Below are 20,022 nucleotides of genomic sequence, written 5' to 3'. Positions count from 1 at the left end.
GAAAACGCATGGGTAAAGGTAAGATTATTGTAGTCGGCGGAGGACTTGCCGGCTTAATGGCAACAGTTAAAGCAGCAGAAAATGGAACACCTGTGGAGTTATTTTCATTGGTGCCGGTAAAACGTTCTCACTCTGTTTGTGCCCAAGGCGGTATTAATGGAGCTGTAAATACAAAAGGTGAAGGGGATTCTCCTTGGATTCACTTTGATGATACGATTTATGGCGGTGACTTTTTAGCAAATCAGGCGCCAGTAAAAGCAATGTGTGAGGCAGCACCTGGCATTATTCATTTATTTGATCGTATGGGGGTTATGTTTAATCGTACATCTGAAGGTTTGCTTGATTTCCGTCGCTTCGGTGGGACACAGCATCACCGTACAGCATTTGCTGGGGCAACGACAGGACAACAGCTACTTTATGCATTGGATGAACAAGTTCGTCGCCATGAGGTTGCCGGTTTAGTAAATAAGTTTGAAGGCTGGGAATTTTTAGGGACGATTATCGATGATGAAGGAATTTGTCGTGGAATCGTTGCTCAAAACCTCACTTCAATGGAAATTAAATCCTTCCCCGCAGATGCAGTGATTTTGGCAACAGGTGGTCCCGGAATTATTTTCGGTAAGTCGACTAATTCAGTCATTAATACAGGCTCTGCTGCGGCCATTGCTTATCAGCAGGGAGTATATTATGCAAACGGTGAATTCATTCAGATCCACCCTACTGCAATTCCGGGAGATGATAAGCTTCGCCTGATGAGTGAGTCTGCTCGTGGTGAAGGTGGCCGAGTTTGGACATACAAAGATGGAAAGCCATGGTATTTCTTAGAGGAGAAGTATCCTGCTTATGGAAACCTTGTTCCGCGTGATATCGCAACCCGTGAAATTTTCGATGTTTGCGTGAATCAGAAATTAGGAATTAATGGCGAGAATATGGTATACCTCGATCTTTCTCATAAAGATCCTAAGGAGCTTGATATTAAGCTCGGTGGAATTATTGAGATTTATGAGAAATTTACCGGTGAGGACCCTCGTAAATTACCAATGAAAATCTTCCCTGCCGTTCATTATTCTATGGGTGGTTTATGGGTTGATTATGACCAAATGACGAATATTCCTGGATTATTCGCTGCTGGTGAGTGTGATTATTCACAGCATGGAGCGAATCGTTTAGGGGCTAATTCTTTGCTGTCTGCTATTTATGGTGGAATGGTAGCTGGTCCAAATGCAGTGAAGTATATTAACGGACTTGAAAAGAGTGCTGATTCTCTTTCTTCTTCACTATTTGAAGGCTATGTCCAACAAGAAGAAGAAAAATGGAATCAAATTATGTCCATGAACGGAACAGAAAATGCATATGTTCTCCATAAAGAGCTTGGCGAATGGATGACAGATAATGTAACGGTTGTTCGCTACAATGATAAACTGTTAAAAACAGACGAGAAGATTCAAGAGCTGTTAGAGCGTTTTGAAAATATTAATATTAATGACACGGCAAAATGGAGTAATCAGGGAGCGACTTTTACTCGTCAACTTCAAAATATGCTCCAACTTGCTCGTGTGATTACACTCGGTGCTTATAACCGCAACGAAAGTCGTGGAGCTCATTACAAGCCGGAATTTCCGGAGAGAAATGATGAGGATTTCTTAAAAACAACAATGGCAAAATTTGTTGATGCGAAAACTGCGCCTGAGTTTCACTATGAAGAAGTTGATACTTCCCTTATCGCACCTCGTAAGCGCGATTACTCTAAGAAAAAGGAGGAGAAATAAGAGATGGCAGAAAACAGCACCGTCCATTTCATAATCTCTAGACAGGATTCTCCTGATTCTGAACCATATCAGGAAGAATTTCATGTACCGTACCGTCCCAACATGAACGTGATTTCTGCACTGATGGAAATCAGACGTAATCCTGTAAATGCGGAAGGAAAAGAAACTTCTCCGATAACTTGGGATATGAACTGTCTAGAAGAGGTTTGTGGAGCATGTTCAATGATTATCAACGGGAAGCCTCGACAATCTTGTTCCGCAATCGTTGATCAACTGGAACAGCCGATAAGGCTTGAACCAATGCGTACTTTCCCGGTAGTCCGTGATTTACAAGTAGATAGAAGTAGAATGTTTGACTCCTTGAAAAAAGTGAAGGCTTGGATTCCAATCGATGGGACATACGACTTGGGACCAGGACCGCGTATGCCTGAGGTAAAGCGCCAATGGGCATATGAACTATCAAAATGTATGACGTGCGGAGTTTGTCTCGAAGCATGTCCGAATGTAAACAGCAAATCAAATTTCATTGGTCCTGCACCACTTTCACAAGTGCGCCTATTTAATGCTCACCCAACTGGTGAAATGAATAAAGCAGAACGTTTAAATGCCATTATGGAAGATGGCGGTCTTACAAACTGTGGGAATTCTCAAAACTGTGTTCAGTCCTGCCCTAAAGGAATTCCACTTACAACATCCATTGCTGCATTAAACAGGGATACTACATTGCAATCATTTAAGAACTTCTTCGGTAGCGACCAAGTATAATTTGAAAAAAGGGTGTTCCATATGTTTGGAATACTCTTTTTTGCGTTATTCATTGCGAATTTCTCATCGATAGTACTGTAAAGTGCACTGTCCAAAAATAAAGAGCTCCGAGCTTAAATATTTTCAAAATTTCGATCATGCAGTATAATGAATGAATAGTCATTCATTTCTTGACGGAAGGAAAGATAAGATGAGTAGAATAAGCTATATTGAAGATTTGGCAACTTGGGAACATCGCTTCGATTTTTATTATCCAGTGAAAGTGCGATTTTCTGAAACTGATATGTTTGGACATTTGAACAATACTGTGCCTTTTACATATTATGAAGAAGCAAGAATTGAATATTTTAAAAGCAAGGGCATGATGACAGATTGGCTTGATGGAAAACGTGAGGCGATCATTGTTGTCGCCGATCTGCAATGTGATTTCCTCAAACAAGTGTACTTTGATGAACAGCTACGGATATATGTTAGGGCTCATAGTGTTGGAACTTCTTCAGTTGATATTCACTATATGGGAAAAAGAGAAAATGAAGAGATTTGTTTTGTTGGAAGAGGAACGATTGTTCAAGTCTCTAAGAAAACGGGTAAAAGTATTCCTTGGTCAAGTGAAGTGAAGGCAGCAATGTTGGAGGGCGAATTGATTCAATAACTCCGCATCCGCACATTTTTTTTAAATATAAAACTCCTTTAAAGGATTGTTGTCACTCAGATAGTTCCCTTCACATATGATATGGTGACTAAATATATACCCATCCCGCTGTTCATAGCTGGCGAAGGCAAGGAGGGTTACAATACTTGAAGGAGAATGAATATACTCACAAGCCATTACTCACCAAACGTGAAAGAGAAGTATTCGAGCTATTAGTACAAGATAAAACAACGAAAGAAATCGCTAGTGAACTGTTTATCAGCGAAAAAACGGTTCGGAATCATATTTCGAATGCCATGCAAAAACTCGGTGTTAAGGGGCGTTCACAAGCAGTTGTAGAACTCCTTCGAATGGGAGAGCTAGAACTTTAAATGCAAACCGGCTATCCATTTTTGGAAGCCGGTTTACTCGTAAAATCGCTTCAGTCAAAAATCGATTTCAACAACGGTTTTGGTTTAGTGAAAATTGTTTTGTTCGACATACTTCGACATTCTCGCTGCGAATTTTGCTTGAAATTTATGTGAAAAAAGTAGAAAATAAAAGAAAAAGCATGTTTGAACGGGTTTAATCAATCATTACACATTTGATTTTAAATATGGAAATAAAACTTGTGTAGTATTTTAAAAGTAGGGAGTTGTGGAATGATGGAGCGTGAGGAAATACAAGAGAACAACGGCTTAGATATTGTTGCGGAAATTGAAAAAGACTTGCGATACATAGCTGGAATTATTAAGCAAAAAGGTAGAGAGATATTGAGTAACTATACGATTACTCCTCCTCAATTTGTCGCATTGCAATGGCTCTTTGAGGAAGGAGACATGACAATCGGGGAGTTATCGAATAAAATGTATTTAGCATTCAGCACGACAACAGATTTGGTTGATCGGATGGAAAAAAATGAGCTTGTCAAGCGTGTGAAAGATCCGAATGATCGAAGAGTTGTGCGAATACACCTTTTGGAGGAAGGTGAACGAATTATTGATGAAGTAATCAAAAAACGTCAAGCGTACCTTCAAGAGGTATTGCGAAATTTTTCTGCGGAAGAGGTTATTGCGCTTAAAGATAATTTAATGCGATTACATCAAGATATGCGAGAATGAGGCGAGTTATTTGGAACAACCAATTGGAGTTATTGATTCTGGTATTGGCGGATTAACAGTTGCGAAAGAAATTATGCGCCAATTACCGTATGAAAAAATTCTTTATTTGGGCGATACAGCCCGCTGTCCATATGGTCCACGGACGGGCGAAGAAGTGAAGAAATTTACATGGCAGCTGACCAATTTTTTATTGGGGAAGAATATAAAAATGCTTGTCATTGCTTGTAATACAGCAACGGCTGTTGCTTTGGAAGAAATTAGACAGACATTGCCAATTCCTGTGCTTGGTGTTATTTATCCAGGAGCAATTTCTGCATTAAAGGTGACAGAGAATTATAAAATTGGCGTCATTGGCACAGAGGGAACGATAAAGAGTAGAGCATACGAAACAGCCTTAAAGTCTATCAACGGATCTGTTTCAGTCAGCGGATTAGCCTGCCCCAAATTTGTTCCATTAGTAGAAAGTGGAGAATACGATGGGCCTGTTGCCAGACGGGTAGTGGCAGAAACCCTTGCTCCGTTAAAGAATCAAGGGCTGGATACTCTTATTCTCGGCTGCACTCATTATCCTTTACTAGAACCGATTATTAAATCGATGATGGGCGAAAGTGTAAAAGTAATAAGCTCAGGTGAAGAAACTGCACGAGAGGTGAGCAGTATTCTTTATTATAAAGGTCTTTTAACAACTAATAGCGCCGTTCCTGCTCATGAGTATTACACGACCGGATCAAGCAGCATTTTTTCTAAAATAGCATGCCAATGGTTAGGGAAAAGCATCCTTCATGTGCAAACAATCAAAATTGAAAGCAAGACTGAAAGCCTCCTGTAAGGGGGCTTTTTTTTATGTCAGGAAATTTATGGCTCATGTTTGCTTTGACTCAAAGAAAAAAATTTTCTTCGAGTCAAAGCTATTTTTTGGTTATAGCTAAAAAATGTGAGGGACTAAGATTTCTCACGAAATGAGCTAATATCAATAGAATCATAAAACACATAAATATTAAAAGGAGAACACATGTAAAAGATCTTTGACATCCTGTTTCGTCTTATTTTATAATATGGGTGTAAAATATGTTTTACATTCACTTTGATTTGAAGGTGCTGTTCATATGAAAAATAGAATAAAAGAATGCCGGGAAAAGAAAGGCATTTCCCAAGGGAAGTTAGCTGATTTATGTAATGTGAGTAGGCAAACAATTAATGCGATTGAAAATAACAAATATGACCCAAGTTTACAATTAGCTTTTAAGCTTGCGAAAACTTTGGAGATGACAGTTGATCATTTATTTTGTGATGAGGGGGAAATTTAATGAAGACACGAAAAATAGGTGCTGTAGTAATTGGTACAGCTACTCTAATTGTAATAGGCTACACAATTTTTAATATTATTACGGGAAAAGCAGTTGGCTTCCAAGAAGTTATCGTAATTGGCACGTTATTAATGATGTTTTTATCGACAATCACATGGGGAAATAAAGAAGAGAAAGACGGAATACTAATCGAGGAGGAACTTGGTCAACGAATTACAGAAAAAAGCTCAAAAATCAGCTATTTCATTCTATTATTCTTAATTCTGATTGCTGTGGCAGCTGACGAAATAGTAAATGGTACAATCAATGTCTTTCTGTTAGCAATATTAGGTTTAGCGATGATTCTACTACCTTTAGTCGAATTCTTTGTCGCTAAAAAGTTTCAGTAAATAAAGATGAATGATGAATGCTTTGAGTTGTCTTGATAGTCATTTTCATATTATGAATAGGTGAAAATGTTGCTCAATTTTCTTAACCTATCTGAAAATTTTCGATAGGAAAGAAATTGAGTACGATTACAGGCTTTTGGTAGAATCCAGTATTAAAACTTGTTTTGTGGGTCCGTTTAGGCCGAGATTGGTAAGAGGGGCTTTAAATCTTAATGCAAATCATTCATTGAGACTGGAAGTGTTGATTGAAAAAATAACAGTAGACTTGGCAATGATTCAGAATGATTTTCGATTGTCCAATTTTTTTGTTGCGAAACGGTCTAATTTAAAATTAAGCTCGTATATATGTTAGTACAAACTGTCTTTGGAGGGATATGCATGTCCATTAATAAAAGAACAATTGTACTAACATCAATGATTACTTTATCTGTTCTCTTGTCTGGCTGTGGCTTGCTGGAGGGGAAGGAAAAGGAGAAAATCGATCCGCCACAAACGGTTACATACACGGATGATGGCCAGGTAATAGAGGGAACGGAAGGAGAGGAAAATACAGAAGAGGCAAGTGAAGGTAGTGTGAAGACGGAACTGTATTTATTCGATAAGAACGGCTATGTAGTACCACAGACTTTTTCATTACCGAAAACGGAGTCGGTTGCGAAGCAAGCTCTTGAGTATTTAGTTGAAGGAGGGCCAGTTACGGATATGCTTCCGAATGGCTTTACAGCTGTACTGCCTGCTGAAACGGAGGTAAGCGTCGATATTACAGACAATACTGCAGTTGTAGACTTTTCTAATGAATTTAAAAATTATAAACCTGAGGATGAATTGAAGATTTTAGAGGCGGTTACATGGACTGTAACCCAGTTTGACTCAGTGGAGAATGTTAAATTGAAATTAAATGGCCATGAACTAACTGAAATGCCGGTTGCAGGAACTCCGATTGGAAAAACGGTTAGCAGGGAAAATGGGATTAATCTTGATACGACAGACGTTGTTGATATTACCAATACGAAAGCAGCCACTGTATACTATGTTTCAGGCGAAGAAGGTTCTTATTATTACGTGCCAGTTACACGCCGAGTTGAGGAAAACAATGTAGAAGGTGTTGTTGCTGAACTGGTTAAAGGGCCGAGCTACTCATCGACATTAATCAATGACTTCTCACCTGATGTCGAATTGCTTGAGGAGCCGAAAATTGAAGAAGGGAAAGTGACATTGAACTTCAATGAATCTATTTATGGGAGCTTTGAGGAAAAAATTATTTCTGAACATGTTTTAAACATGCTTGTCTTATCCTTAACAGAGCAGGACGGAATTGAAAGTGTGGAAGTAATGGTTGATGGAGAAGCCGAGCTTGTAAAGGAAAATGGAGAAAAGCTTGTAGAACCTGTGACAAGACCTGAAAAAGTAAATACAATTAGTTTTTAAAAACTCTTTTTTGATATACTATAAATAGGACAGCAGAAGAAGGTGGCTTGATTCATAGCCACCTCTTCTTTATTGTTCCTTTCATTATGGTGCTTTTTTGATGGGAACAATTGGGAAAAGGAGGAAAATGAGTATGCGAGCAGATGAAAGACAACCGTACCAGATGCGCCCTATTGAGATTGATACAAATTATTTGATGCATCCTGAAGGCTCTGTACTAATTACTGTGGGAAAGACAAAAGTAATTTGCACAGCCAGTATTGAAGAAAAAGTACCGCCTTTTATGAGAGGTCAAGGGAAAGGGTGGATTACTGCTGAATACTCCATGCTGCCGCGTGCTACAGGACAGCGTAATATAAGAGAAGCAGCGAAAGGAAAGATAACTGGACGAACAATGGAAATTCAACGTCTGATCGGAAGAGCGCTAAGGGCAGTCGTCGATTTGGATGCTCTCGGCGAAAGAACGATTTGGATTGATTGCGATGTTATTCAAGCGGATGGAGGGACTAGAACGGCTTCTATCACGGGTGCTTTCGTTGCGATGACTGAAGCGGTACATAAGCTCTATCTTGAAAAAAAGCTCTCTAAATACCCGATCAAGGATTTCTTAGCAGCGACGAGCGTTGGCATTCTTGAAGATGGTAATGTTGTTTTAGATTTAAATTATATAGAAGATTCTAATGCGAATGTGGATATGAATGTTGTGATGACGGGGAATGGTGAGTTTGTTGAAGTTCAAGGTACTGGAGAAGAATCCACCTTTTCCTACGGGCAATTACAGCAATTGTTAAAGGCTGCCCAAGAGGGAATAAGCGCAATATTTGAGCACCAAAGGGAAGCAATTGGCGAAGAAGCCACTGCAAAAATCGAGGAGAATGGAACAAAATGAAAACGATTATTATAGCTACAAAAAATCGTGGTAAAGCACTGGAATTTGTAAGAATGTTTCAGCCTCTCGGTTATGAGGTAAAAACATTATTAGATTTTGATGAAATCGAAGATATTGAGGAAACGGGCCAAACCTTTGAGGAAAATGCCATAATAAAAGCAAAAGCAGTCGCTGAAAGAACTGGCCAGGTTGTTATTGCTGATGATTCTGGGCTGGTCATAGATGCGCTTAATGGAGCGCCGGGTATTTACTCTGCACGCTATGCCGGTTTGGCAAAAGATGATGAAGCGAATATTGATAAAGTACTTGAGCAATTAAAAGAAGTCCCGGATGAGGAAAGGACAGCGAGGTTTTATTGCGCTTTAGCGGTTGCTGAACCAGATGGAAAGACATTTACAGTAAATGGCACTTGTGAAGGCGTGATTTTGAGAACTAGAAGAGGAGTCAATGGCTTCGGCTATGATCCAATATTTTTTGTCAATGAATTAGGAAAAGCGATGGCAGAGCTTGAACCAAGCGAAAAAAATCAGATCAGCCATCGGGCCAATGCGTTGAAAAAATTAGAAGAAATCATCCAATCAGGGAAATTTAATGCATGATATAGAAGGTGCGGGAATATGGCAAAAGTGTTAATCGTTAGTGACAGCCACGGTCAGCGAAAAGAGTTGACTGAATTGAAAGCTAGACATGAAAAAGACATCGACTTAATGATTCACTGTGGGGATTCTGAGCTCTCAAAGCAGGATAAGGAGCTTCAAGGTTTTCATGTAGTAAGGGGAAATTGCGATTTTGGCAATGACTTTGAAAAGGAGATAATAAAAGATCTTGATCGGTTTCGTCTTTTCGTTGCACACGGTCATTTGTTTTCTGTGAAGTCATCGCTCATACAGCTCCAATATCGTGCTGAAGAAGTAAATGCGGATATTGTTTGTTTTGGTCATTCCCATCTACTAGGAGCGGAAATGGTGCGAAATAAGTTATTTATTAATCCTGGCAGTCTCCGGCTTCCGAGGGGAAGAAGAGAGAGAACTTATGTGATTCTGAACATTCAAGGTACAACAGTCGACCTTCATGTGTATGACTATGATTCAGGAGAAATGACGGACTTGCATCAAAGATTTTTGTTAGAGCGCTAGCGGTTTTTTTAGTATTTACGATTATAATTGTAATTGTAATATCGCTAATAAATCTTAAATTTCGCCGATATAACAAAATTATCGCTAATATATTATTAAATGCTCCGTGCTTGCGACCTAAATATGAAAAGTAAGAGCTATATAACCTATGGGGGAGAGCATTTCCCCCCCTTTCCGTCAAAAAGAAAACGTAAAAAACTTAATTTTCCTGTTGACTTTTAATTATTAGCACAATATAATAAAAAATGTCCTTGCAGAAAGAAGCCGCACTTTTCGTAGTATGGCGAACGAAATATTTTTTGAGTGCACAAAATTAAATAATGATTATATGATTTGTCCCAGTAGCTCAGCTGGATAGAGCAACGGCCTTCTAAGCCGTCGGTCGGGAGTTCGAATCTCTCCTGGGACGCCATTTACACACACCAATTTTGTACATATTCGTTAAGTTGCATCTCATGTGACTTAACGTTTTTTTATTTTCAGCCTTTGTTAAGCAATGTTGATAAAATGAGCCAAAAACAATACCGATAAATATCAAAAACTAATGATATAACTTTTTTCAATTTCATTAAACTTCAGCAATTATTTAAGCGCTTTCTTTCATGTTAGATTTTCTTACATAAAATCCATCTTTCTTCTATTATACTTACATCAAAAAAATAAGCCTTTTTCTAAGTGGAAAAAATCAATTTGAATTATCAAAAAAATATAAAAATTTTCTCAGACAGGAATATCGTCACATCAATAATGTAAGCGTATCCAATTAGACAGATAAATATAAATAATCGCACAATTCGCAAAAATACTGTTGACGAAGGCGGAAAATGCGAGTAAGATAGTCCTCAAATAAATATTCACGGAGAAATGAACTAGCTAAAAAACATAGGTGCTGAAAATTTTTTGAATCTTAAGATATATCTTTTTTTAACATTAAATTTCAGTCGTTTAAAGCGGTTTTATATTAAAGCGAAGAGGTGGTTTCGTGTCAGAGCAATGGATTTTTTTAAATGATCAATATGTCACGAAAGAAAATGCCAAGGTATCTGTTTATGACCATGGTTTCCTCTATGGGGATGGGGTATTCGAAGGAATTCGAGTATATAGTGGCAATATTTTTAGGATGAAAGAGCATATGAAGCGCTTGTACAACTCTGCAAAATCGATTCTGCTTACGATTCCTTATACGGAAGATGAGTTAACAGAAATCATTGCGAATACGGTTGAAAAGAACAATGTTGAAGATGCTTATATAAGAGTCGTCGTTTCTAGGGGAGTCGGCGATCTTGGGTTGGACCCTTATAAGTGTGCAAAAGCAAGTGTTATCGTCATTGTGGAGCCATTATCCATTTTTCCAAAGGAACTCTATGAAACAGGGCTTGAAATTATTACCGTGGCAACAAGAAGAAATCGTCCTGATGTATTAAGTCCAAAGGTAAAATCACTTAATTATTTGAACAATGTATTAGTTAGAATAGAAGCTCATTTAGCGAATGTGAGTGAAGCGCTCATGTTAAATGATCAAGGCTATGTCGCAGAAGGATCGGCTGATAACGTCTTTATTTTCAAAGACGGCAGCTTTTTAACTCCTCCAGGTTATGTTGGTGCACTTGATGGAATTACTAGAAATGCTGTCATTGATATCGCAAAAGAACTTGGATACGAGGTTAAAGAAGAACCATTTACACGACACGATGTGTATACAGCAGATGAAGTTTTTCTTACTGGTACAGCTGCAGAAGTAATTGCGGTTGTGAAAGTGGATGGGAGAGTAATTGGTGATGGTGCTCCTGGAGTACACACAAACCGATTATTAGCGAAATTTAGAGAACGAGTTGTCATGGATGGTGTTAAGGTATATAGCGAAACGACACCACGTGTAAGTTAGGGATAAAAAAATTATATGGAAAAGCGACGAAGAGGATAAGTAGTTTTATGTTATGTGGATCGACAGAGAGCCGGAAATGCTGAGAACCGGTGGTCACAGCATAAAATGAACTCACCTCAGAGTGCTGTCTTGAAAGAGTTTCTAGTAGGGACAGTCGAGTGGCAACACTCGTTATCAAAACGGCTAGATAATAGCCATAAGTGCATGCCAGAGAGCATGAACAAGGGTGGTACCGTGGAAATGCTACAAAGCCTTTTCATCCCTTTTGCCTAGATTTAACTGGGCTTACGAGGGGTGGAAGGGTTTTTTATATTGTCAATTTTTTTAATGGATCAACTGCTTACGCAAATGGTCAGAAATAGACATTTGCACTTCTTGCAAAATTCAAAGCATGATTATCGGTTTTGCACGGCGCTTGCGATGCTATCCATCGTTTATGCAAGTCGCAATATTGCCTGCGAAAAGCGCCTTAATTTTTGAAAAAAATAGCTAAGGAAAGAGGAGGGCAAGGAATGTTACAGGAAACCGCCTTAACAAATACTAAGGCTGAGAACAAATCATTAAACGGATCGGAGCTTTTGCTGCAAGCGTTAGAAAAGGAAAAAGTAGAAGTCATTTTTGGATATCCAGGTGGTGCAGTACTGCCAATTTACGACAAAATCTATGATTCTAAAATTCTTCACGTATTACCCAGACATGAGCAAGGTGGTATCCATGCTGCCGAAGGGTATGCTCGAATTACGGGGAAGCCTGGTGTCGTCATTGTAACTTCTGGACCAGGCGCCACAAATATTGTTACTGGATTAACGGATGCTATGATCGATTCTCTACCACTTGTTGTCTTTACAGGTCAAGTTGCAACAGGTGTGATTGGGACGGATGCTTTTCAGGAAGCTGATATTTTAGGGATTACGACACCTATTACAAAATACAATTACCAAGTTCGAAATATTGAGGATATTCCCCATATCATAAAGGAAGCATTCTATATTGCTACCTCTGGTAGACCAGGACCCGTTCTAATTGATATTCCGAGGGACATTGCAACAGCGGTGACAGAAGTTCCGGAGGAGAGGGAAATCTATTTGCCAGGCTATCAGCCAACTTTAAAGCCGAATTATTTGCAAATCCGCAAACTGACAGAGGCAGTCAGTCGGGCGAAAAAACCGGTCATTTTAGCAGGTGCCGGAGTTCTCCATAGCAAGGCTTCTTGTCAATTAAAAGAATATGCGGAACAGCAAAATATTCCAGTTGTCCATACTCTTCTGGGGTTAGGAGGATTTCCTGCTGAACATGAACTTTCCTTAGGGATGGCCGGGATGCATGGCTGTTATACGGCTAATATGGCATTATACGAGTCAGATCTACTTATCAATATTGGAGCCAGATTCGATGATCGTTTGACAGGAAACTTAAAACATTTTGCTCCTAATGCCACAGTGGCGCATATTGATATTGACCCTGCTGAAATCGGCAAGAATGTTCCGACGGAAATTCCAGTTGTAGCAGATGCGAAAGAAGCTTTAATCGAGTTAATTGCTCAAGAAGGAAAGCCGCCTTCACATCATGAATGGCTAAAAACATTAGCAGGCTGGAAAATCGAATATCCTTATGTTTATGAAAATAACGCCAATACGCTTAAGCCTCAAAAAGTGTTAGAAATGCTCTATCAAAAAACCAATGGTGAAGCCATTGTCGTAACAGATGTCGGTCAGCATCAGATGTGGGCTGCGCAATACTATCGGTTCGGGAAGGCGAATCGCTGGGTTACTTCAGGCGGTTTAGGCACGATGGGATTTGGGTTGCCGGCTAGCATTGGTGCTGCACTTGCAGATAAAGATGCCACTGTGTTAGCGGTTCTTGGAGATGGTGGATTTCAAATGTGTACGCAAGAGCTCGCCGTTATTCGTGAACTGAATTTACCGATTAAAATCGTTATTCTCAATAATGTTGCTTTAGGTATGGTTCGACAATGGCAAGAACTATTTTACGAAGAGCGTTACTCCCATAGTAAAAATCCGGTGCAGCCTTCTTTTGTGAAACTAGCTGAAGCATACAACATTAAAGGGTATGTCATTGAATCGGAAGCGAAGGCAGAAGAAGTGTTGGCTGAAGTTCTTCAAAACCGTGAACCAGTGCTATTAGATTTCCGCATTGACGCTAATGAAAATGTCTACCCTATGATCGCCCCGGGAAAAGGAATAAATGAAATGGTAGGGGTGAAGCAAAAATGAAAAGAATCATTACGTTGACTGTAAATAATCGACCGGGGGTACTGAATCGAATCACCAATCTTTTTTCAAAAAGAAATTACAATATCGAAAGTATTACAGTTGGCCATTCAGAAATCGAAGATGTATCGAGAATAACTTGTGTCGTCAATGTTGAGAACGATCAAGTGATTGAACAAATTACGAAACAATTAAATAAGCAAATTGATGTTTTAAAAGTCACTGATATTAGTGAACAATCGATTGTTGCAAGAGAATTAGCATTAATCAAAGTGCTGTCAACCCCGAACACAAGAAGTGAAATGAATGCGTTAATAGAGCCATTCAGAGCATCAATTGTTGATGTTGGCAAAGACACTCTTGTCATTCAAATAACTGGAGAATCTGATAAAATCGAAGCTTTTATCGAACTGATGAAGCCATATGGAATTAAAGAACTCGCAAGAACAGGAGCGACAGCGTTCTTAAGAGGCACTCAACGTTCAAGCAATCAGGTGAAAAATATTTCTATCGTTTAAACTAAGCGAATCCGTAAATAAAACATAAATAAAATAATATTTATTTTCGAAAGGAAGAGGACAAATGGCAAAAATGTACTATAACGGAGATGCAAATCCAAATTATTTAGAAGGAAAAAAAGTAGCGGTTATTGGCTATGGTTCTCAAGGGCATGCCCACGCTTTAAATATGCGCGATAGCGGAGTAAATGTAATTGTTGGACTTCGAAAAGGGAAATCCTGGGATAAGGCCGCCGAAGACGGATTAGAAGTATATACAGTAGCGGAAGCAACTGCCCAAGCAGATGTCGTAATGATTCTTTTACCAGACGAATTGCAACCAAAAGTATACAAAGAAGAAATTGAACCAAACTTAACGAATCAGGCACTAATGTTTGCCCATGGGTTTAACGTTCATTTTCATCAAATCGTACCACCGCAATCCTGTGATGTCCTTTTAGTAGCTCCAAAAGGCCCGGGACATTTAGTAAGAAGGACATATGAAGAGGATGCAGGTGTTCCAGCATTGTTCGCTATCTATCAGGATGTGACAGGAGAGGCAAAAGAGCTAGCTCTTGCCTATGCGAGAGCAATTGGTGCATTAAGAGCCGGAGCGCTGGAAACGACGTTTAAAGAAGAAACGGAAACAGATTTATTTGGAGAGCAAGCAGTGCTCTGTGGAGGAACAACAGCGTTGGTAAAAGCCGGTTTTGAAACACTTGTAGAAGCAGGCTACCAGCCGGAGTTAGCTTACTTTGAAACGCTTCATGAATTAAAGCTTATTGTTGACCTCATGTATGAAGGCGGTTTGGCAGGAATGCGTTATTCCATCTCAGACACAGCTCAATGGGGTGATTTTGTCACAGGTCCAAGGATCGTAACAGATGAAGTGAAAAAAGAAATGAAGGCAGTGTTAAAGGATATTCAAGACGGTCAGTTTGCGAAAGGATGGATTCTTGAGAATCAAGCGAATCGTCCAGTATTCAATGCAATTAATGCTAGTGAGAAAGATCATCTCATTGAAAAAGTCGGAGAAGAACTTCGTGCTATGATGCCATTTGTTAATAAGAATCGTAAAAAAGAAGTGGTGACGAAATAACATTTTTCACATCATAAGGAAAGGATGGAGGGGTAATGATGAAAAAACGGATCGCAGTACTACCGGGAGATGGGATTGGAAAAGAGGTTACGAGAGGTGCCGTAGAAATACTCCGTGCCGTTGGAGAGAGATTTGGACATCAGTTCTCCTACTCTTATGGACAAATTGGTGGTGGTTCTGTAGATGAGTTAGGGACACCATTACCAGATGAAACGATTGAGCTTTGCAAAGGAAGCGATGCAGTCCTGTTGGGAGCAGTTGGGGGTCCGAAATGGGATCGATTACCTGTCCATCTTCGTCCAGAAAAAGGGTTATTAAAGATTCGTAAAGAGTTAGGATTGTATGCGAATTTACGGCCGACACTCTATTATTCTAGCCTTGCTGATTCATCACCATTAAAAAGAGAAGTGATTGAAGAAGTCGATTTGCTGATGGTTCGGGAGTTAACGGGTGGTTTGTATTTTGGCAAACCTAGTGAACGAATGAAGCAGGATGGTCGTGACGTAGTCGTTGATACGCTATTTTATCAAAAATCAGAGATGACAAGGGTGATCAAGCTTGCTTTTGAGTTAGCGAAGAACCGTAAAGGTCGTGTTACATCTGTAGATAAGGCCAATGTATTGGAGTCAAGCAGACTTTGGAGAGAAGTTGCTGAAGAGGTAGCTAAAGATTATCCTGAGGTAATAGTTGAACATATGCTAGTCGATAATGCAGCAATGCAGATGGTTCGTAATCCAAAACAATTCGATGTTGTCGTAACGGAAAATATGTTTGGCGATATATTGAGTGATGAAGCATCTGTTTTGACTGGCTCGCTGGGAATGCTGCCATCGGCGAGTATTTCTGAAAGTGGCCCATATTTATATGAACCAATTCATGGCTCTGCACCTGATATTGAAGGGCAAAATATTGCCAATCCACTTGCTACTATATTATCCGTTGCCATGATGCTTCGTCTATCCTTCGGTCTCGAGGAAGAGGCAAAAGCAGTTGAAGCTGCCGTAAATGAAGTGTTAAAAAGTGGTTTCCGAACTAAAGATATCGTGTCAGTAGGAACAAAGCTTGTGACAACGACAAAAATGGTCGAAGAGGTCAAGGCGACCATTCTCGATAATGAAACGATTCAAAGCATTATGGGCTGCTACGTATAAGTGCCATGGTTAATGAGTAGGTCTTTTTATATTTTACCTAGTATGACACGAACACGACCTATACGGTCGTGTTTATCTATAAAGCTCTAATTTAGAAATATTTTTGTAGGAGGGATAAGATGGGGAAATCGATTGTTGATAAGATTTGGGAACGCCATATAGTTCATAAGGAAGCGGGAAAACCGGATTTGCTTTACATTGATTTACATCTTGTGCACGAAGTAACATCTCCACAGGCCTTTTCTGGCTTAAGGATGAAAAATCGCAAAGTGCGTAGACCGGATAAAACATTTGCGACGATGGATCATAATGTTCCAACGATTAATCGCCAACAAATAGATGATCAAGTAGCCTTAAATCAAATGACTACATTGGAGAAAAATTGTCGTGAATTTGGGATTGAACTGGCTGGGATTAACAGTCCAGAGCAAGGGATTGTTCATGTCATCGGTCCAGAATTAGGTTTGACTCAGCCGGGGAAAACAATCGTATGCGGAGACAGCCATACTTCTACTCATGGCGCGTTTGGAGCGCTAGCCTTTGGAATTGGAACCAGTGAAGTGGAGCATGTATTGGCTACGCAGACGCTATGGCAATCAAAGCCAAAAACAATGAAGCTTGAGATTAATGGTGCTTTAGCAAATGGCGTCACGGCCAAGGATGTCATTTTATATGTTCTAGCAAACTATGGGATTAAGTTTGGGACAGGATATGTAATTGAATATTGTGGGGATGTCATTAAGAACTTGTCGATGGAAGAACGGATGACGATCTGCAATATGTCGATTGAAGGTGGAGCAAGAGCTGGCTTGGTGAGCCCGGATGAGACGACTTTCTCCTATTTAAGAGGAAGAAAGCATGTGCCAAAGGGAGAGATTTTTGATCAGTATGTTGAGAACTGGAAAGCCCTTGCTTCAGATGAGGACGCCGAATATGATAAAGTCATTGAAATTGATGGTAGTGATATTGCTCCGATGGTAAGCTGGGGAACAAATCCTTCGATGACAGCTAAAGTAGATGGTTCAATTCCAACCGAAGCTGAGTGTACTACTGAATTGGAAAAAGAATCGCTGGCAAGAGCGTTAGCTTATATGGGGTTAAAGGAAGGTCAAAAAATTCAGGATATCAGAATCCAACACGTGTTCATCGGTTCTTGCACAAATTCACGGATTGAAGATATTCGGGCTGCGGCAGAAATTGTAAAAGGAAAGCGAGTTCATCCGGGGGTTCGTGCTTTAGTGGTTCCAGGCTCTCAATTTGTGAAGAGGACAGCTGAAGAGGAAGGATTGAACCGGATTTTTGAAGAGGCAGGATTCGAATGGCGCGATGCAGGATGCAGCATGTGTTTAAGCATGAATGCAGATGTTGTGCCAAGTGGTGAGCATTGTGCATCAACCTCAAATCGAAATTTTGAAGGACGGCAAGGTGCCGGTGCCAGAACGCATTTAGTCAGCCCGCAAATGGCAGCAGCAGCAGCGTTAAATGGCCATTTTGTCGACATTCGTAATCTTAACAAAGTAGAAGCGCTATAAGGAGGGTGAGAGAATGACTGGATTTCAAGAGCTTGGGGGAAAAGCCGTAGTGCTTGATCGTGCCAATGTGGATACTGATCAGATTATTCCGAAGCAATTTTTAAAACGAATTGAGAAAACAGGCTTTGGGAAGTTTCTATTTTATGATTGGAGATATAAGGCGGAAGGAGTTCCAAATGAAGAGTTTGTATTGAACAAGCCGGAGAATCAAGGAGCGACGATTTTAATTGCAAATGAAAACTTTGGCTGTGGCTCTTCGAGGGAGCATGCTCCGTGGGCATTGCTTGACTATGGATTTAAAGCCGTGATTGCACCATCTTTCGCAGATATTTTTAAGCAAAACTGTTTAAAAAATGGCATCCTGCCAATTGTGCTGCAGGAAGAGGAAGTGAAGCTTCTGATTGCAAAAGGCAAGGAAAAGGCCGTGATTCTTCACATTGATTTAGTTGAACAAAAAGTGACAGATCATGAAGGCTTTAAAGCAACCTTTCCTATTTCAGACTATTGGAAAACGATGCTCGTTAATGGTTGGGATGAGATTGAAATTACCCTCCAGCTAGACGCTAAAATCTCAGCATATGAACAAGCGAACAATTTATAGATTTATAAGGTATTAAACTACGGGCAAGCACACTGTAAAAATAATGGATTTTGACTCCGAGAACAACTAAGTTAGACTTTGTCACTTTGTTTAGCATTTGAAACGAATCAAGTGTATAAATCGATGTTTAATAAAAAAACTTTTTTATGATGTTCAAGAAGGGTTTTAGTATGGTTTACGAAGATACGAACTAAATCGAGAAATAAAATATTGAGTGTGTTTAGAGAATGAGCAGTTAAAATGCTCGTTCTTTTTTATGTTTTCAGATATCGTAAAAATTTAATCAATTTTGAATGATTGTGATAAATTCTTTTAACTTATATGTTTTATATGTCGATAAATTCTATATGAAACAAAAAAATGAAACCTACTAACAATCTTTGCTGGAGAGAAATGATTTATGCTCAACGTTGGAAAATTGCATTAGCCATTAGAAAAAGGAAGAATGTTTTCGTAAACTTTGTTATCTATGTGTAAGATTTAAAAAAAAAATTTTAATAATATAATAATGGTAAAAAGTAGTCATAGCGTTCTATAAATTTTGCTAGTAAGAGCCAAGTGAGTCTATGTCAGAGTGAAAGAAATAACTTAACAGGAGGTTATGGCATGAAAAAGGGTTTGATTCTATATGAGGATTTTGGTGGAGAAAGATTAAATGACAAATTAGAGTGGCGTTGTGAGCCAAAAAAATGGGAAATCAGCTCATCTAAACTTGTGTTAGAAACGGATGAAAGAACGGATTATTGGCAACGAACACATTATGGCTTTCAGGCAGACAATGGACATTTCCTCTATGCAAAAACAATAAAGAATTTTAGAATGACAACAAAAGTTGAAGCTTCCCCAAGTTCAAGGTATGACCAAGCGGGACTTATGATACGATTATCGGAAGATACATGGGTGAAAACGTCTTTAGAGTATATACCAGATGGTTTAAGTAAGTTAGGAGCAGTAGTTACAAATAGAGGATACTCTGATTGGTCGACACAATATGTGGATTGTAATAATGTTCAAATTTACTATAGAATATCTAAAATTGAACAAAACTGCTATGTTGATTTTTCATGGGATGGCGAGGTTTGGAATCAAATAAGAATTGCCCATTTACATATTTCCAAGAATGCAACGATTCAAGCGGGAGTATACGCATGTAGTCCTCAAGGAAAAGAACAAGTCGTTCGTTTTGATTATCTTACCATCGAAGAACTTGGTAATGATCCGAAAGAAGCTTATTTATAAGATTACATCAATGATTAAAACGTTAGCGAATTCAGGCTCATAGAATTTTAAAGAATTATTGTGGGAGTAAGAAATGGTTGGGCACACACAACTTTAATTGCCTGTCAGTTGTATTGAGGTCTGACTAATCCTTATTTACTTGATCGTACTTGAGATACGATTAATAAATGATGTAATGTATCAACATCATAGATAGACTAAAAAATTTATTTAGCAATCGTAATGGAGCACCCCACAATATCGAAGCTTAGACTATGTCTATGCTTTCGGTTTGTGGGATTTTTTATTTGAAAGGATAGGCTAGTCATGTATTATGATTAGCCGTTGCTCTTTATTCAACGGGCTGCATGCC

The 20,022-nt window shown here is 39.2% G+C and carries 20 protein-coding genes, 1 tRNA gene and 1 other annotated feature; all 21 genes read left to right on the top strand.

What is annotated here, in order from left to right; translation table 11 throughout:
• Nucleotides 1-8 precede the first annotated feature (8 nt).
• Entirely contained in the window at nt 9-1,769 is a 1,761-nt protein-coding gene (sdhA, locus tag FCJ93_RS13790) for a succinate dehydrogenase flavoprotein subunit (RefSeq protein WP_095307697.1), read from the top strand.
• A gap of 3 nt (nt 1,770-1,772) precedes the next feature.
• On the top strand, nt 1,773-2,534 hold the full coding sequence (gene sdhB, locus FCJ93_RS13785) for a succinate dehydrogenase iron-sulfur subunit (protein WP_095307689.1): 762 nt from the start codon (nt 1,773-1,775) through the stop codon (nt 2,532-2,534).
• A gap of 190 nt (nt 2,535-2,724) precedes the next feature.
• Nucleotides 2,725-3,186: an acyl-CoA thioesterase gene (locus FCJ93_RS13780; protein ID WP_095307683.1), complete on the top strand. Its 462-nt coding sequence runs from the start codon at nt 2,725-2,727 to the stop codon at nt 3,184-3,186.
• Nucleotides 3,187-3,332: 146 nt separating this feature from the next.
• The gene (gene gerE, locus FCJ93_RS13775; protein ID WP_019154738.1) at nt 3,333-3,557 is read left to right on the top strand and encodes a spore germination transcription factor GerE; all 225 of its coding nucleotides are present in this window, start codon (nt 3,333-3,335) and stop codon (nt 3,555-3,557) included.
• Between the two features lie 273 nt (nt 3,558-3,830).
• Complete coding sequence (locus FCJ93_RS13770) at nt 3,831-4,286, top strand: MarR family winged helix-turn-helix transcriptional regulator (RefSeq protein WP_095307760.1); 456 nt, start codon at nt 3,831-3,833, stop codon at nt 4,284-4,286.
• 10 nt (nt 4,287-4,296) lie between these two features.
• Nucleotides 4,297-5,115, top strand: a complete 819-nt coding sequence (racE, locus tag FCJ93_RS13765; protein ID WP_095307674.1) for a glutamate racemase — start codon at nt 4,297-4,299, stop codon at nt 5,113-5,115.
• A 277-nt stretch (nt 5,116-5,392) separates the two neighbouring features.
• Complete coding sequence (locus FCJ93_RS13760; protein WP_095307666.1) at nt 5,393-5,593, top strand: helix-turn-helix transcriptional regulator; 201 nt, start codon at nt 5,393-5,395, stop codon at nt 5,591-5,593.
• Nucleotides 5,593-5,982: a hypothetical protein gene (locus tag FCJ93_RS13755; RefSeq protein ID WP_137743957.1), complete on the top strand. Its 390-nt coding sequence runs from the start codon at nt 5,593-5,595 to the stop codon at nt 5,980-5,982. Before FCJ93_RS13760 ends, FCJ93_RS13755 begins: the two co-directional genes overlap by 1 nt.
• 378 nt (nt 5,983-6,360) lie before the next feature.
• Nucleotides 6,361-7,410 carry a GerMN domain-containing protein gene (locus FCJ93_RS13750; RefSeq protein ID WP_137743956.1) on the top strand — a complete coding sequence of 350 codons (1,050 nt, stop codon included), beginning with the start codon at nt 6,361-6,363 and terminating at the stop codon, nt 7,408-7,410.
• A 133-nt stretch (nt 7,411-7,543) separates the two neighbouring features.
• Nucleotides 7,544-8,299 carry a ribonuclease PH gene (rph, locus tag FCJ93_RS13745; protein WP_095307658.1) on the top strand — a complete coding sequence of 252 codons (756 nt, stop codon included), beginning with the start codon at nt 7,544-7,546 and terminating at the stop codon, nt 8,297-8,299.
• The gene (locus FCJ93_RS13740) at nt 8,296-8,898 is read left to right on the top strand and encodes an XTP/dITP diphosphatase (protein ID WP_137743955.1); all 603 of its coding nucleotides are present in this window, start codon (nt 8,296-8,298) and stop codon (nt 8,896-8,898) included. The genes rph and FCJ93_RS13740 overlap by 4 nt, the downstream gene beginning before the upstream one ends.
• Before the next feature lie 18 nt (nt 8,899-8,916).
• Nucleotides 8,917-9,435: a metallophosphoesterase family protein gene (locus tag FCJ93_RS13735; protein WP_137743954.1), complete on the top strand. Its 519-nt coding sequence runs from the start codon at nt 8,917-8,919 to the stop codon at nt 9,433-9,435.
• Nucleotides 9,436-9,770: 335 nt separating this feature from the next.
• Nucleotides 9,771-9,847: transfer RNA gene (locus tag FCJ93_RS13730), tRNA-Arg, on the top strand.
• 570 nt (nt 9,848-10,417) lie between these two features.
• On the top strand, nt 10,418-11,320 hold the full coding sequence (gene ilvE, locus FCJ93_RS13725; protein WP_095307655.1) for a branched-chain-amino-acid transaminase: 903 nt from the start codon (nt 10,418-10,420) through the stop codon (nt 11,318-11,320).
• 17 nt (nt 11,321-11,337) lie between these two features.
• Nucleotides 11,338-11,587 (top strand) — a binding site (T-box leader).
• 245 nt (nt 11,588-11,832) lie between these two features.
• Complete coding sequence (gene ilvB / locus FCJ93_RS13720; RefSeq protein ID WP_095307652.1) at nt 11,833-13,554, top strand: acetolactate synthase large subunit; 1,722 nt, start codon at nt 11,833-11,835, stop codon at nt 13,552-13,554.
• The gene (ilvN, locus tag FCJ93_RS13715; protein WP_095307651.1) at nt 13,551-14,069 is read left to right on the top strand and encodes an acetolactate synthase small subunit; all 519 of its coding nucleotides are present in this window, start codon (nt 13,551-13,553) and stop codon (nt 14,067-14,069) included. The genes ilvB and ilvN overlap by 4 nt, the downstream gene beginning before the upstream one ends.
• Nucleotides 14,070-14,133: 64 nt before the next feature.
• Nucleotides 14,134-15,147, top strand: a complete 1,014-nt coding sequence (ilvC, locus tag FCJ93_RS13710; RefSeq protein WP_137743953.1) for a ketol-acid reductoisomerase — start codon at nt 14,134-14,136, stop codon at nt 15,145-15,147.
• A gap of 38 nt (nt 15,148-15,185) precedes the next feature.
• Complete coding sequence (leuB, locus tag FCJ93_RS13705) at nt 15,186-16,298, top strand: 3-isopropylmalate dehydrogenase (RefSeq protein WP_095307642.1); 1,113 nt, start codon at nt 15,186-15,188, stop codon at nt 16,296-16,298.
• A gap of 119 nt (nt 16,299-16,417) precedes the next feature.
• Nucleotides 16,418-17,830: a 3-isopropylmalate dehydratase large subunit gene (gene leuC, locus FCJ93_RS13700; protein WP_137743952.1), complete on the top strand. Its 1,413-nt coding sequence runs from the start codon at nt 16,418-16,420 to the stop codon at nt 17,828-17,830.
• A 13-nt stretch (nt 17,831-17,843) separates the two neighbouring features.
• Nucleotides 17,844-18,431, top strand: coding sequence for a 3-isopropylmalate dehydratase small subunit (gene leuD / locus FCJ93_RS13695; RefSeq protein ID WP_095307637.1), 588 nt, complete (start codon nt 17,844-17,846; stop codon nt 18,429-18,431).
• A gap of 606 nt (nt 18,432-19,037) precedes the next feature.
• A complete protein-coding gene (locus tag FCJ93_RS13690) occupies nt 19,038-19,670 on the top strand; it encodes a DUF1349 domain-containing protein (RefSeq protein WP_095307636.1) in 633 nt (210 codons plus the stop codon).
• The last annotated feature ends 352 nt before the right edge of the window (nt 19,671-20,022 follow it).

The sequence above is a fragment of the Robertmurraya siralis genome, assembly GCF_005502275.1.
Lineage (GTDB): Bacteria > Bacillota > Bacilli > Bacillales > Cytobacillaceae > Robertmurraya > Robertmurraya siralis.
This window is presented reverse-complemented; position numbering and strand designations above follow the sequence as displayed.